This is a genomic window from Pseudomonas sp. DW-iso3, from assembly GCF_058725305.1.
In genome coordinates, this window is the sequence record NZ_JBZXDZ010000003.1 from 148,835 (window position 1) to 162,468 (window position 13,634).

A 13,634-nucleotide genomic window follows, 5' to 3' on the forward strand; every position below is an offset into this window, starting at 1 on the left:
TCATGACTATCCTCGTAATCGCCGAACACGATAACAAGGTGCTGGCCCCGGCCACCCTGAACACCGTGGCCGCTGCCGCTAAAATCGGTGGCGACATTCACGTGCTGGTTGCCGGCCAAGGCGCTGGCGCCGTGGCTGAAGCCGCTGCCAAAATTGCTGGCGTGAGCAAAGTCCTGAACGCTGACAATGCCGCCTACGCGCATCAGCTGCCGGAAAACGTTGCGCCACTGGTTGCCGAGTTGGGCAAGAGCTACAGCCACATCCTGGCTGCCGCTACGTCCAACGGCAAAAACATCCTGCCACGCGTTGCTGCGCAGCTGGACGTTGACCAGATCTCCGAGATCATCTCGGTCGAAAGCGCTGACACCTTCAAGCGCCCGATCTATGCCGGTAACGCCATCGCGACCGTACAGTCCAACGCTTCGGTCAAAGTCATCACCGTGCGTGCCACCGGTTTCGACCCGGTTGCCGCCGAAGGTGGTTCGGCGACCGTTGAAGCCGTTGCCGCTGCTCACGACGCTGGCACGTCCAGCTTTGTTGGCGAAGAGCTGGCCAAGTCGGACCGTCCAGAGCTGACCGCTGCCAAGATCGTCGTTTCCGGCGGCCGTGGCATGCAGAACGGTGACAACTTCAAGCACCTGTACGCCCTGGCCGACAAGCTGGGCGCTGCGGTCGGCGCTTCCCGCGCGGCCGTCGACGCAGGTTTCGTACCCAACGACATGCAGGTCGGCCAGACCGGCAAGATCGTTGCGCCACAGCTGTACATCGCCGTTGGTATCTCCGGCGCGATCCAGCACTTGGCGGGTATGAAAGACTCCAAAGTGATCGTCGCGATCAACAAGGACGAAGAAGCGCCAATCTTCCAGGTGGCCGATTACGGCCTGGTGGCGGACTTGTTCGAAGCCGTCCCTGAGTTGGAGAAGCTGGTCTAATCTAGTCGCTTCACTTATAAAGAGCCCGGTCCTTGTGACCGGGCTTTTTTTTGACTTGGAGACACCCGCCATGGAATTGCGCCCCTGGGCTGTACTGATGGGCCTCACATTACTGCCTGCGCTGTCGTTGGCCGCCGGCAAATGCGATCGCCTGGTGATCACCGGCAGCCCGGATGCACCGCCGTTGCTCTGGCGCGACCCGCAAGACCCTACGCACCTGATCGGCGCCACCGCCGATGTATTGCAACAAGTGGGCAAGGACCTCGGGTTGAAAATCGACCTGCTCTACGGTGGCAAACGCTCCCTGGCCCTGGAGGAAGTGCGCAGCGGGCGCATGGACATCCTCGCCGACGCGCCGCTGAACCTGGGTGAGCTGGAAACGCTCGACTACATCCACCCGGCGCTGGTGCAACTCGACTACCTGGTGTGGACGCGCAAGGATTCGGCGCTGGACTATGCCACCGCCGCCGACCTGCACGGGCACACAGGCGCGGTGTCAGAGCGCGCGCGGTTGAGCGCGGCCTTCGAAACCTTCGCCAGTGAGCAACTGAGCCTGGAACGCCTGCCGTCGCTGACGCCGGCATTCCAGAAACTGCTGCTGGGTGAGGTGGACTACGTGCTGGCCGGACGTTATTCCGGTATGGCCATCGCGCAGACCTTGGGCATGAGCAACGACCTGGTTGCCCGGGATATACCCATCGACCAGCCGGGCCTGTACCTGGCGATTTCCCATAACTCGGCCTGCAATGATCCGTGGCTGCGCGGACAGCTGGCCAAAAAGATGACAGAATTGCCCGCGTCCGGTGTGGCGCAAGCTGCGTTGCAGAGCAATCTGGAACGCTGGAAAGCGCAATTGCAGCAACCCGTCGGCACCCCAACAAAGTAGGGATTTTCAGTGACTTTTCGACCTCTTTTCGCGGCCCTCGCCGTTGTCGCTCTGGCGGGATGTGCAGCCGATCCTGCGCCGAATGAACAAATGCGCCTCACCCAGCAAGCCTTGGAGCAAGCCAGTGCCGTGGGTGCCAACGCGGATGAATCGCCTGAATTGAAACTGGCCGAAGCCAAGTTCGCCCGGGCCAAGTCGAGCATGGCCGACCAATCCTACAAAAACGCGCGCATGCGTCTCGAACAAGCTGAGCTGGATGCTCGCCTGGCCGAGGCCCAAGTGCTGACCCGCAAGAGCCAGGAACAATTGGACGTACTCAACACCCGTATCACCCGCCTGCGCAAACAACTGCAGTTGGGAGAAGCCCAATGAGCCGGATGATCCGCGGGTTGAGCTGTGCGGTGCTCCTGGGCACCGCCGTGTTGGGCGGTTGCGCCAGCCACCCCGACAGCGAGCAGGCCTTGCAACAGGCGGGTAACGACTTCCAGCAGGTCAAGGAAGACGCCAACGTGCTGCGCTTTGCGCCCAAGGACGTGATCCGCGCCGGTGAGTCCCTGGCCCGCGCCGACCGCTTGTCCAGCTACTGGGGCAGCGGCGCCGACGTGGTGCATTACGCCTACCTGAGCCAGCGCTACAGCGCCATCGCCCGCGAGCACACCGAACAGGCGCTCAACCAGGAGCGTGGCGCCAAGCTCGAACTGGAGCGCCAGCGCCTGCAATTGGCCCTGCGGGAAAACAAGCTGATCAGTGTGCAGCAACAGGGCAAATGGCTTGAAGAGCAGATCGCCAGTTTGGCCACTACCCAGACTGATCGCGGCCTGGTGATGACGCTGGGCGATGTGCTGTTCGATACCGGTGAAGCAGAGCTGAAAAACTCGGCCAACCGCACGGTGTTGAAAATCGTACAGTTCCTGCAACTCAACCCCAAGCGCGTGGTGCGCATCGAGGGTTACGCCGACAATACCGGCGGTGAGCGGGAAAACCTCAAACTGTCCCGCGACCGCGCGCAGTCAGTGGCGGATGTGCTGGTAGACCTGGGGATCGACGAAAAACGCATCCAGGTCGAAGGCTATGGCGACCAGTATCCCGTCGAAGCCAACGCCTCCGAGCGGGGCAGGGCGCAGAACCGTCGGGTGGAAATCGTGTTCTCTGACGAGAAAGGCCAGCTCGGCGCCGCGCGTTAGGCGCTTGGCATAGATCAACATGTGGGGGCGGGCTTGCTCGCGAAAGCGGTATATCAGTCGATATTTCATTGGCTGACAAACGGTTTTCGCGAGCAAGCCCGCTCCCACGTTCTTTCGAAGTAGCCCCACAACTCTGTACGCCACCCTTACAGTTTTTACTGTCACTCCCGCCCGCGCTCGACTATTGTGGCAACTGTCCCCGTACACTTCTAAACTGTGCCGGTATGTTTCACACAAAAATAAAATACCCGTGAAATCGAGTGCTGCGTCATGACCAATCTGTTGCTTTACCAACGTATCGCCCAGCAGCTGGCTGAGGATATCCGGCGCGGTGTCTATCAACCGGGCGAGCGCGTGCCTTCGGTGCGCAAGATGAGCTCGCAGTTGAACGTGAGTCACGCCACGGTGTTGCAGGCCTACGCTAACCTGGAAGACCAGGGGCTGATCCGCGCTCGGCCGCAGTCCGGCTATTACGTGCACCAGACACCCGCACTCACCGCGCCGACGCCGGACATCGCGCGTGTCGAACGCCCGGGTCTGGTCACCCGCAGCAGCATCATCCAGCAGGTACTGGGTGAGTCGCGCCGCGAAGGTGTGTTCCCGTTGGGCGCCGCCGTGCCGAGTGTGGATTACCTGCCGGTACGCGCGCTGCACCAACAGTTGGCCAAGGTCACGCGCTTCCAGAGCCCACGGGCATTCAGTTACATGTTCAGCCCCGGTTTCGAGCCGCTGCGCCGCCAGGTGGCGATCCGCATGCGCGATGCCGGTGTGGTGGTGGACCCTTCCGAAGTGGTGATCACCCACGGTTGCGTTGATGCCCTGCAGATGTCGCTGCGGGTGTTGACGCGGCCTGGCGACCTGATTGCCGCAGAGTCACCGACCTATTACGGCTTGCTGCAACTGGCCGACCTGCTCGGCCTCAAAGTCATCGAGATCCCCAGCGATCCGTCCACCGGCATGAGCTTGGAGGCGCTGCAATTGGCGGCCAACCAATGGTCGATCAAGGCGCTGGTGTTGACCGCGCGGCTGAGCAACCCGTTGGGCGGCACCATGCCCGAAGAACGGCAGAAACAGTTGCTGCGCCTGGCGTCGGACTTCGATATCCAGATTGTCGAGGACGATATCTACGGTGAGCTGATGTTCGAATTGGGCCGCACCAAGGCCCTGAAGGCCTATGACCGCCTGGATCGAGTGATCTATTGCTCCAGCTTTTCCAAGACGCTGTCCCCCGGCGTGCGCATCGGTTGGATGATCGCCGGCAAGTACCAGCAGGAAATCCAGCGCTTGCAGATGTTCAGCACCCACTCCGCCTGCAGCGTGACCCAGATGGGCGTCGCTGCGTACCTGGAAAACGGCGGCTACGATCGCCACCTGCGTTACATCCGCCAGGAGTACCGCAAGAACCTCAGCGCCTTCCAACTGGCGGTGCAGCAATATTTCCCGGAAGGCACACAGATGACACGTCCGACCGGCGGTTTCATCCTGTGGGTCAGTTTGCCCGGACGGGTCAACACCCAGGAACTGCACGTACGCGCACTGCAACAGGGCATCAGCATTGCACCGGGGCTGATCTTCAGTAACACCGAGCAGTTCAACCACTGCATTCGCCTCAACTGCGGTACGCCGTGGAACCGCGAGGCAGAGCGGGCGCTGATGACCTTGGGGATGCTGGCAAGCCAGTTATGCCAGGAAACCGCAGCCGGACTGTGACGCACGGAAAGGGGACAAATCCTATAGCAAGCTAATCACCGCGCTTGTCATGCCGCGCACAACAAGCGAGCATATGGCCCTCTGCCGTTAATGCTGTAGGCAATATGACTTCGATTTTTCGTGCGGTTTTCGTGATTGGCCTGATAAGCCTGTGCAACGTCGGCACTGCGCTGGCGGCGGCCCCTGTGAGCGAAACCAAGCCCGCCGCCAGTACCGAGCAGAAGCCCCCGGCGAAAAAAACGGCCCCCGTAAAAAAAGCGCCAGTGGTGAAGAAACCCACCGCCGCCGCCAAAAGGCGGGCGGCCACCAAGGCCAAGGCGTCCCGCGAAGTGGCGCAGACACAATTGCCACCGGCACAGTTGGACCTGTCGCTGCCTTCTGACATGGTCAGGCACTTGCAACCCATTGGCACCATGCCCAAGCCGAAAAGCGTGCCCCTGCTGCCGCCGATGTTTGGCGAGAAACCTACGGACAACAGTGCATTCCAGATCAACGGCCGCCTGCTCAGCAATGAGATGAGGCTGCAATTGCGCAACGAAGAGCGGCGCGATGTGGAAGGTGCAGCGCTGGATTTCGAGTTCAAGCAGTAAACTTTTCCCACAAAGGTGACGTCGACCGCCGACCATGTGTCGGAGACTGATCAGTCACTTTTGTTTTCTGCGAAAAACCACTGTTAGGCCATTTTAAAACGGCTGTTTTAGGGCGTACCCTAGCCCGGCCATCCACATTGAGTCGTCGAGGACCTGCTGGTCATGAATTGCCGTGAAGGCTGTGGCGCGTGCTGCATCGCCCCCTCCATCAGTTCGCCATTACCCGGAATGCCACAGGGCAAACCGGCAGGCGAACGCTGCCTGCACCTGTCGGTCGAACAACTGTGCCTGCTGTTCGGTCAGCCGGAGCGACCGGCGGTATGCAGTGATTTCAAGGCGAATATCGAGGTCTGCGGCACCGACCAGGCCGATGCGATCCGTTTGATCGGCTGGTGGGAGCACATGACGGCGGCTTGATGGGCTTTACTATCGGAACTTCAACAATAAGGAATACAACAATGGGTTCGCTGAAACGAATGGCTGTGTTGTGCGGTTTTACGGTGTTGTTTGCTGCCACTGCCCAGGCTGAGGACTGGCAAGTCGCCAAGGACGAAGACGGTATCAAGGTGTCCCTGAGCGAAATTGCCGGCTCTAAATACAAGGCGTATCGCGGTGTAACGGTGATCAAGGCGCCAGTGGCAAAAGTCGTCGCCCTCCAGGAAGACGTAGCCGGTGCCTGTGCCTGGATCCACGAGTGCAAGTCCCAGAAGCTGGTCGATAAGAAAGGCGACGAGAGTTGGACCTACACCCAATTCAAAGCCCCGTTTCCCGTGACGGACCGTGATTCCTACCTGCATATCACCACGACCAAGGCGGCCGACGGCACGCTGACGCGTAAGCTGGAAGGTGTGCCGACCTACAAGCCTGAAGAAAAAGGCTACGTACGTGTCGCCCAGGTCGACGGCTTCTGGAAGCTGGTGCCCAAAGGCGACAACCAAACCGAAGTCACCTACCAGGTGCACACCGAGCCAGGCGGCAGCGTGCCATCGTGGCTGGCCAACAAGTTCGTGGTGGACGCACCGTACAACACCTTGAAAGCCTTGAAAGAACGCGCTGAAAAGTAAGCGCAGTTGATCAGGTGTCTCCTACCTTGGGTGGAACGTTTGCCGAGCCCCCAAGGTCCAGATAGAAGTAAGCCCACACACGGGTTTTATCGAGGAGGCACCGATGCAAAAGTGGCAGATTACCTTCGTTGATGATCACGGCGTGAAGTCCGTCGAGCAGTTCACCTGCGACCAGAAGCCCAGCCTCGAAGATGCGGCACACATGATTCGCAACAAGTTGGTGCCCGTTGCCGCCGAACTCGATCTCAACGACTTCGAAGGCCGCCAGCCCGAACCTACGCTCAAGATCCTCAAAGACCAGAACGGTATCCAGATTCTCGACATCTCTCCCGCCGCCTGAACATTCCCTGTACACCCTTAAAACCCCTCTGGTGGAGGCGAAAGCTTCGCGCTACTCTGCAAGGGAGATCAGCGAATGAATCGCTAGGTTCTGGTCTTGTCAGCTACATGCTTGTTTTCCAGCGGTGAAGTTATTGCCGTAGTTCCCACGCCAGTAAGGCGTGGGCTTCGGGAAGCACGGAAAGTCTATCCATCAATTCGAGGAGCACTTTTCATGAGCACAGCCTATCAAGAAGACATCAGCACCAACGTCCTGCGCCGCATGAAAGAAGGCGGTTTCGACTTCTCGCGTTTTCACCCCATCGAGTTCTACGCCATTTTCCCGGATGAGGAACGTGCGCGCAGGGCTGCGGGTGAGTTTCGTGGGGAATCCCTGAATGCCCAGGTCAGTGCGCGCGACGACGGCGCCTGGTACCTGGAGCTGAGTAAAATCATGTCGGCCACCTACGATGGCATAGGAGACTTCGAGCAGGACTTCGGGGCGGTGGTCGAGCCGCTGGGCGGGATCATCGAGGGATGGGGCGTGAAGCAGGAGGTGCGTGGGTTACCCATGTAGCAGCAGTTTATGAGCAGCACAGCGTGTCGGCTGACCTTTTGGGTCGGCCGATTTTGTTTGTGCAGCATGCTCAACATCGCCCTCGCTGCTACATGTTTCAGGGCGCAAAAAAAACCACCCAAGAGGGTGGCTTAAAGGGAAGAGCGGTTCGCTGAAGCGCTAGGACGTGTCCTGTTCAGCAGATGGGCCGATTATCCGCAGACTTGGCCAGGCAGTGAAATCAACTCTGACTATGCTGTTGATAGTCAAAGCCCGCATTGCGATGAAGCGTCGGGCGGTGCACCGGGCATTCTGCGCACCAGGACGGTGCGACTGGATTCTGGTTGTAATTCAACTCACTGATTTTTAAGTGTTTATGCCGCTGGCACGGGCCTTGCGATGGTTCTTTCGCCCGGGTGACAAGGAGTTCGGCATGATCCGCACTTATTACGATGAAATGTACGATGGGGCAGGCCAGGTCCGGCCTCATTACCGCGAGTTCGCGCGCTGGTTGGCCGACACCCCTGATGATCTGTTGGCCCAGCGCCGACGCGAGGCCGATTTGCTGTTTCACCGCGCCGGGATCACCTTCACGCTTTATGGCGACGAGCAGGGCACCGAGCGGTTGATTCCTTTCGATACCATCCCGCGCAGTATTCCGGCCAGCGAATGGCGGATTGTCGAGCGCGGCTGTATCCAGCGGGTCAAGGCGCTGAACATGTTTCTCGCCGATCTGTACCACGAACAGCGCATCATCAAGGCCGGAATCATTCCCGCCGAACAGGTGCTGGCCAACGAGCAATACCAGTTGGCGATGCAGGGCTTGGACCTGCATCGTGACCTTTATTCCCACATCTCCGGCGTCGACCTCGTACGCGATGGTGACGGCACCTATTACGTGCTCGAGGACAACCTGCGCACACCGAGCGGCGTGAGCTACATGCTCGAAGACCGTAAGATGATGATGCGCCTGTTCCCCGAACTGTTCGCCGCCCAGCGCATCGCGCCCATCGACCACTACCCCAACCTGTTGCTGGACACCTTGAAAAGCTCCAGCCCTCTGGATAATCCCAGCGTGGTCGTGCTGACGCCGGGCCGTTTCAACAGCGCGTTCTTCGAACATGCCTTTCTCGCGCGAGAAATGGGCGTGGAACTGGTGGAGGGCGCCGATCTGTTCGTGCGCGATGACCGTGTCTTCATGCGCACTACCGACGGGCCCAAGGCCGTGGACGTGATCTACCGCCGTCTCGATGACGCGTTCCTCGACCCATTGGCTTTCAACCCGGCGTCCATGCTTGGTGTGCCGGGCCTGCTTGCGGCCTATCGCTCGGGTAATGTGGTGCTGGCCAATGCGATTGGCACCGGCGTGGCGGATGACAAGTCGGTATACCCTTTCGTCACCGAGATGATCCGTTTTTACCTGGATGAAGAACCCATCCTGAAGAACGTTCCGACGTTCCAGTGCCGTAAGCCCGACGAACTGTCCCACGTGCTGGCCAACCTGCCAGACCTGGTGGTAAAGGAAACCCAAGGCTCAGGCGGCTACGGCATGCTGGTGGGCCCAGCGTCCACCGTTGCGGAAATCGAAGCCTTCCGCGCCCGTATCAAGGCCAAGCCCCACGCCTATATCGCCCAGCCGACCCTGTGTTTATCCACGTGCCCGACCTTTGTCGAAAACGGCATCGCGCCGCGTCATATCGACCTGCGCCCGTTTGTGTTGTCCGGCAAGGAAACCCGTGTCGTGCCTGGCGGCTTGACCCGAGTGGCACTGCGCGAAGGCTCGTTGGTGGTCAACTCGTCCCAGGGCGGCGGCACCAAAGACACCTGGGTGGTCGAGGACTGATGCCATGTTGAGTAGAACTGCCTCGGATCTGTACTGGATGTCGCGCTACCTGGAGCGTGCGGAAAACCTCGCACGCATGCTCGATGTCAGCTATTCGCTGTCGCTGATGCCCCAGGACGGGCGTGGCGATGGCCTGCACGAACTGGCCATGCCGCTGTTGATCACCGGCACCCTGGAGGATTACCACGAACGTCACGGTGAGCTGCACGCCGAACGCCTGTTGCACTTCTTTGCGCTGGATGCTGCCAACCCGGCCAGCATCTACAGTTGCCTTGGCGCCGCGCGGGCCAGCGCCCATGCAGTGCGTGGGCGAATTACCGCCGATATGTGGGAAAACATCAACGCCACCTGGCTGGATATTCGCGATATCGCCCAGCAGGGCTTGAGCCGCTATGGCATGAGCCGGTTCTGTGAGTGGGTAAAAGAGCGTTCTCATCTGTTCCGCGGCGCCACCTACGGCACCATCATGCGTAACGATGCATTTCGCTTCATTCGCCTGGGCACTTTCATCGAGCGTGCCGACAACACGCTGCGCCTGCTGGACGCCCGCTATGAAATGGCCGGCGACCGTGCCGACGCCGTCACCGATGGCACAGCGCACGCCTACTATCAGTGGAGCGCCTTGTTGCGCGCGTTGTCGTCGTTCGAGGCCTACACCGAGATCTACCGCGATGCGCCCGGCGCGCGGCAAGTCGCCGAGTTGTTGCTGTTGCGCGCCGATGTGCCGCGCTCGCTGCGCGCCTGCAGTGAAGAGATCGACCAGATCCTGGCCAGCCTGCCCGGCCTCAACGGCCGGCCGGCCCAGCGCCTGGCCGCCGAGATGGACGCGCGCCTGCGCTTCACCGCCATCGATGAAATCCTCGAGGAAGGCCTGCACGCCTGGCTGACCGACTTTATTCCCCTGGTCCGCCAATTGGGCGACGCCATCTACAGTTCCTACCTGGAGGCGGCATGAGACTCTCCATCAGCCACGAAACCACCTACCACTACGAAGACCAGGTGCGTGCCAGCATCCAGTACTTGCGCCTTACGCCCCACGACAGCGAGCGCCAGCGCGTACTCAGCTGGCAGCTCGACCTGCCGCGCCCGGTGCGTGCCCAGGTGGATCCGTTCGGCAACATCCTGCATGTGCTGACCTTGGATGAGCCCCACGACGCCATCATCATCGGCGCCCGTGGCCAGGTGGACATCGACGAATTGCGCGAGGCCGAACATGAGAGCCAATCGGCGTTCCCGTTTCTGCGTTGCACCCGCCTGACTGAACCTGACGAAGCCTTGCGCGGTTTTGCCGACCAGCAGTGCCATCAACGTCGTGACCGCACCGCGTTGATCGACCTGATGCATGCGCTCAACCAGGCGATGGTCTACACACCCGGCGCCACCGAAGTCGACACCTGTGCCGCCCAGGCGTTCGCGGGTCGTGCGGGGGTGTGCCAGGATCACACCCATGCATTCCTGGCGTGCGCGCGCAGCCTGGGGATCCCTGCGCGGTATGTGTCGGGGTATTTGTACAGTGAGGACAGCACGCACCTGGCCAGTCACGCCTGGGCCGAAGCCTGGCTGGATGACGCCTGGTACAGCTTTGATGTGACCAACCAGCTGTCACGGCCGGAGCGGCATTTGAAACTGGCGGTGGGGTTGGATTACCTCGATGCCTGCCCGGTACGCGGCATGCGCCGTGGCGGTGGGCATGAGCAGATGCATGCCAAGGTGTTTGTGGCGCCGACCCCGGTGATCGCCGTCCAACAGCAATGATCTCCAGAGCGGAGCGTTCCCCCCTCAGTGGGAGCGGGCTTGCTCGCGAATACGGTGGGTCAGCCACACATTTATTGACTGACACACCGTATTCGCAAGCAAGCCCGCTCCCACAGAGGGAATGCGCCAAGCTTATGGCTGCTTACGCCCTGCCATGTGTTTCAAATACCCCACCAACAAATCCAGCTCACTGTCCGGCAACACACTGGCCGCAAACGCCGGCATCTTCGCCTGCGGCCAGTGCCGCAAACTCTGCGGGTCACGGATGTAGCGCTTGAGGAAATCGGCGCCGAAATACTCGGTGGGGTTATACGGAATATTCAAATCCGGCCCCACCTGCGCATCACCGGCACCATTGAGCCGATGACAGGCCAGGCAGTTCTTTTGGAACACTGCAAAACCCTGATTGATCGGGTCGTTGGCCGCCAGTTTCGGGTCAGGCAATAACGCCGGAAAGCGCTCCGCCACGGTCTTCAATTGCTTGATCCTGGAGATCTGGAACGGCCACTGCTCAGGGCTGATGTGTCCGGCTTGCGGATCGGTCCATACCAGGTAGAACGGTCCCGCACTCGGTTTGCCTTCCGCCAATGCCGGCCAGGGTTGCGCAGGATCTTCCACCGCCAGCCAGGCGCGTGCGCCGTGGGTTTCCAGCAGTGGCGCGGCCGTGAGTTCGGCGGCGAACCCATCCAAGGCAATGGCTTGCAGGTGGCTCTCAGGTTTCAACCCCGGCAGCAGCGACGCCAAAGGCACTGCGCGATAGCTCATAGTGCGCTTGTAGGAAACGTCATCGACGATTTGCACCGTTTGCACCTGGGGATGCGTGAGCAGGTCATCGGTCTGCCACGTCTTGCTGGTGTGGTCGAGTTCGAGAGTCAATTGTGCTGCCGAAGCGGGAAGAGCGATCAGCAAGGCGAGGAGGGCGAAGATCGATTTCAAGAGGGAGGCCCGGTGTGAAGTGGCGATGACGCTCACGATACCGGAAATCGGCGCGCAAAAAGGCAGCCCCTGCAGGACCGCTATGCGCAATGTCCCGGCAGGTGCTGCCAAAAGCTGCAAACCCGGTGCTGTGAAGGCACTGAATGTAGGCGTTGAGGGGTCACCCAATGACCTTGGTCAGGTTGGGCAAAATCAGAATCAGTGTGGTGGCGAACAGAATAAGTCCCGCCTGACGTACTTTCGAATGTTTAAACATGGCTGACTGCCTTTTGTTGTTATTCCTGAGCGTCAAATGCATGCCGGTGTCTTTCAGTATGGCGAGATGACGTGTCGCTTTTCTTACAGCCGCTCCAGCAAAACCCGGCAGCAGCCTCCTACTGATTCAACCTTAGAGCCCTCGTTCTTCGTGGCTTAGACTCATTTCATATCAGCTAATAAGCATTTCTGCTTAAAAAGGCATGAGGCATATCGCCATCTTGGCGCCAATGCCTTGGCTAGACAGCTAAAACGATTAACCCGGCAATTCGCTTAGGAGACTACCGTTCGTCCGAGCGAGGGGGTCAAAAGCAATGAGCGCATCCGTCATTGAAACCGTGTCAATCGGGCCTAAGGTAGAGGCACACATGCACAGCGGTTCGAGGACGTCATGACCCAAGCTTTGATCTTTGATGCGATACGCACGCCCCGTGGCAAAGGCAAGGCCGACGGTGCCTTGCACAGTGTCAAACCGGTGAACCTGGTGGCCGGCCTGCTTACGGCATTGGCCCGGCGCAGTGACCTCGACACCCACCAAGTGGACGACATCGTGCTCGGCTGCGTGACCCCGATCGGCGACCAGGGCGCCGACATCGCCAAGACCGCCGCCCTGGTGGCGGACTGGGACATCAGCGTCGCCGGCGTGCAGATCAACCGCTTCTGCGCCTCGGGCCTGGAAGCCGTCAACGTGGGCGCGATGAAGGTGCGCTCCGGCTTCGAAGACCTGGTGGTGGTCGGTGGGGTCGAGTCCATGTCCCGCGTGCCCATGGGCAGCGACGGTGGCGCTTGGGTACTCGACCCGCAGACCAATATGCACAGCCATTTCACCCCACAGGGCATCGGCGCGGACCTGATCGCCACCCTGGAAGGGTTCACCCGCGACGACGTCGACGCCTTTGCCCTGCATTCGCAGCAGAAAGCGGCCAGGGCCCGTGCGGACGGTTCCTTCAACAAGTCGCTGATCGCGGTGCAGGACCAGAACGGTATTGTGCTGCTGGACCATGACGAATTCATCCGCGGCGACTCCACCCTGGAAGGCCTGGGCAAGCTCAAGCCCAGCTTCGAAATGATGGGGCAGATGGGCTTCGATGCAACCGCGTTGAGGGTCTACAGCCATGTGGAGCGCATCCACCATGTGCACACACCGGGCAACAGCTCCGGTATCGTCGATGGTGCCGCGTTGATGTTGATCGGCTCCGAGGCCAAGGGGCGCGAGCTGGGCCTGCAACCCCGCGCGCGTATCGTCGCCACGGCGGTCACCAGTACCGACCCGACCATCATGCTCACCGGCCCTGCGCCCGCCACGCGCAAGGCCCTGGCCAAGGCTGGCTTGCGAATCGAAGACATCGACTTGTTTGAGGTCAATGAAGCCTTTGCCTCGGTGGTGCTCAAGTTCATCAAGGACATGGGCATCGACGCGGCGCGGGTCAACGTGAATGGCGGCTCCATCGCCATGGGCCACCCACTGGGCGCCACCGGTTGCGCGATTCTCGGCACCTTGCTCGACGAACTGGAAGTGCGCCAGCAGCGCTACGGCCTGGCCACCTTGTGTGTCGGCGGTGGCATGGGCATCGCCACCATTATCGAACGCCTCTGAGCCCAAGG

Annotated in this window: 15 protein-coding genes; 14 read left to right on the forward strand and 1 reads right to left on the reverse strand. The window is 60.4% G+C overall.

Annotation, left to right across the window (positions count from 1 at the left end; genetic code table 11):
• The first annotated feature begins 2 nt into the window (after positions 1-2).
• From AC4PS7_RS09805 to AC4PS7_RS09865, 13 genes are all read left to right on the forward strand, one after another.
• On the forward strand, positions 3-932 hold the full coding sequence (locus AC4PS7_RS09805) for an electron transfer flavoprotein subunit alpha/FixB family protein (RefSeq protein WP_010208418.1): 930 nt from the start codon (positions 3-5) through the stop codon (positions 930-932).
• Positions 933-1,002: 70 nt separating this feature from the next.
• Entirely contained in the window at positions 1,003-1,818 is an 816-nt protein-coding gene (locus AC4PS7_RS09810) for a substrate-binding periplasmic protein (RefSeq protein WP_010208420.1), read from the forward strand.
• 9 nt (positions 1,819-1,827) lie between these two features.
• Entirely contained in the window at positions 1,828-2,190 is a 363-nt protein-coding gene (locus AC4PS7_RS09815; RefSeq protein WP_010208421.1) for a DUF4398 domain-containing protein, read from the forward strand.
• Positions 2,187-3,002 carry an OmpA family protein gene (locus AC4PS7_RS09820; RefSeq protein ID WP_010208422.1) on the forward strand — a complete coding sequence of 272 codons (816 nt, stop codon included), beginning with the start codon at positions 2,187-2,189 and terminating at the stop codon, positions 3,000-3,002. Before AC4PS7_RS09815 ends, AC4PS7_RS09820 begins: the two co-directional genes overlap by 4 nt.
• A gap of 270 nt (positions 3,003-3,272) precedes the next feature.
• A complete protein-coding gene (locus tag AC4PS7_RS09825; RefSeq protein ID WP_010208423.1) occupies positions 3,273-4,712 on the forward strand; it encodes an aminotransferase-like domain-containing protein in 1,440 nt (479 codons plus the stop codon).
• Between the two features lie 104 nt (positions 4,713-4,816).
• Positions 4,817-5,302, forward strand: a complete 486-nt coding sequence (locus tag AC4PS7_RS09830) for a hypothetical protein (RefSeq protein WP_045791723.1) — start codon at positions 4,817-4,819, stop codon at positions 5,300-5,302.
• 162 nt (positions 5,303-5,464) lie between these two features.
• On the forward strand, positions 5,465-5,719 hold the full coding sequence (locus AC4PS7_RS09835; RefSeq protein ID WP_183702613.1) for a YkgJ family cysteine cluster protein: 255 nt from the start codon (positions 5,465-5,467) through the stop codon (positions 5,717-5,719).
• Positions 5,720-5,760: 41 nt separating this feature from the next.
• Positions 5,761-6,366: an START domain-containing protein gene (locus AC4PS7_RS09840; protein WP_010208426.1), complete on the forward strand. Its 606-nt coding sequence runs from the start codon at positions 5,761-5,763 to the stop codon at positions 6,364-6,366.
• A 103-nt stretch (positions 6,367-6,469) separates the two neighbouring features.
• Positions 6,470-6,706: a hypothetical protein gene (locus AC4PS7_RS09845; protein ID WP_010208428.1), complete on the forward strand. Its 237-nt coding sequence runs from the start codon at positions 6,470-6,472 to the stop codon at positions 6,704-6,706.
• 213 nt (positions 6,707-6,919) lie between these two features.
• The gene (locus AC4PS7_RS09850; protein WP_010208429.1) at positions 6,920-7,261 is read left to right on the forward strand and encodes a ribonuclease E inhibitor RraB; all 342 of its coding nucleotides are present in this window, start codon (positions 6,920-6,922) and stop codon (positions 7,259-7,261) included.
• 412 nt (positions 7,262-7,673) lie between these two features.
• Positions 7,674-9,083 (forward strand): circularly permuted type 2 ATP-grasp protein, encoded by a 1,410-nt coding sequence (locus AC4PS7_RS09855; protein WP_021491497.1) that lies wholly within the window; start codon positions 7,674-7,676, stop codon positions 9,081-9,083.
• A 4-nt stretch (positions 9,084-9,087) separates the two neighbouring features.
• Positions 9,088-10,038, forward strand: coding sequence for an alpha-E domain-containing protein (locus tag AC4PS7_RS09860; RefSeq protein ID WP_010208431.1), 951 nt, complete (start codon positions 9,088-9,090; stop codon positions 10,036-10,038).
• The gene (locus AC4PS7_RS09865) at positions 10,035-10,838 is read left to right on the forward strand and encodes a transglutaminase family protein (RefSeq protein WP_010208433.1); all 804 of its coding nucleotides are present in this window, start codon (positions 10,035-10,037) and stop codon (positions 10,836-10,838) included. Before AC4PS7_RS09860 ends, AC4PS7_RS09865 begins: the two co-directional genes overlap by 4 nt.
• A gap of 132 nt (positions 10,839-10,970) precedes the next feature.
• On the opposite strand, the gene AC4PS7_RS09870 is transcribed toward AC4PS7_RS09865, so the two are convergent.
• Positions 10,971-11,774 (reverse strand): c-type cytochrome, encoded by an 804-nt coding sequence (locus tag AC4PS7_RS09870; RefSeq protein ID WP_047540250.1) that lies wholly within the window; start codon positions 11,772-11,774, stop codon positions 10,971-10,973.
• A gap of 646 nt (positions 11,775-12,420) precedes the next feature.
• Here AC4PS7_RS09870 and AC4PS7_RS09875 point away from each other — a divergent pair.
• Entirely contained in the window at positions 12,421-13,626 is a 1,206-nt protein-coding gene (locus AC4PS7_RS09875; protein ID WP_010208436.1) for an acetyl-CoA C-acetyltransferase, read from the forward strand.
• Positions 13,627-13,634: the final 8 nt, after the last annotated feature.

Coding starts and splice junctions, on each gene's coding strand:
- AC4PS7_RS09840 (WP_010208426.1), top strand. CDS start 5,761: ATGGGTTCGCTGAAACGAATGGCTGTGTTGTGCGGTTTTACGGTGTTG.
- AC4PS7_RS09805 (WP_010208418.1), top strand. CDS start 3: ATGACTATCCTCGTAATCGCCGAACACGATAACAAGGTGCTGGCCCCG.
- AC4PS7_RS09860 (WP_010208431.1), top strand. CDS start 9,088: ATGTTGAGTAGAACTGCCTCGGATCTGTACTGGATGTCGCGCTACCTG.
- AC4PS7_RS09820 (WP_010208422.1), top strand. CDS start 2,187: ATGAGCCGGATGATCCGCGGGTTGAGCTGTGCGGTGCTCCTGGGCACC.
- AC4PS7_RS09835 (WP_183702613.1), top strand. CDS start 5,465: ATGAATTGCCGTGAAGGCTGTGGCGCGTGCTGCATCGCCCCCTCCATC.
- AC4PS7_RS09875 (WP_010208436.1), top strand. CDS start 12,421: ATGACCCAAGCTTTGATCTTTGATGCGATACGCACGCCCCGTGGCAAA.
- AC4PS7_RS09855 (WP_021491497.1), top strand. CDS start 7,674: ATGATCCGCACTTATTACGATGAAATGTACGATGGGGCAGGCCAGGTC.
- AC4PS7_RS09810 (WP_010208420.1), top strand. CDS start 1,003: ATGGAATTGCGCCCCTGGGCTGTACTGATGGGCCTCACATTACTGCCT.
- AC4PS7_RS09850 (WP_010208429.1), top strand. CDS start 6,920: ATGAGCACAGCCTATCAAGAAGACATCAGCACCAACGTCCTGCGCCGC.
- AC4PS7_RS09845 (WP_010208428.1), top strand. CDS start 6,470: ATGCAAAAGTGGCAGATTACCTTCGTTGATGATCACGGCGTGAAGTCC.
- AC4PS7_RS09825 (WP_010208423.1), top strand. CDS start 3,273: ATGACCAATCTGTTGCTTTACCAACGTATCGCCCAGCAGCTGGCTGAG.
- AC4PS7_RS09865 (WP_010208433.1), top strand. CDS start 10,035: ATGAGACTCTCCATCAGCCACGAAACCACCTACCACTACGAAGACCAG.
- AC4PS7_RS09830 (WP_045791723.1), top strand. CDS start 4,817: ATGACTTCGATTTTTCGTGCGGTTTTCGTGATTGGCCTGATAAGCCTG.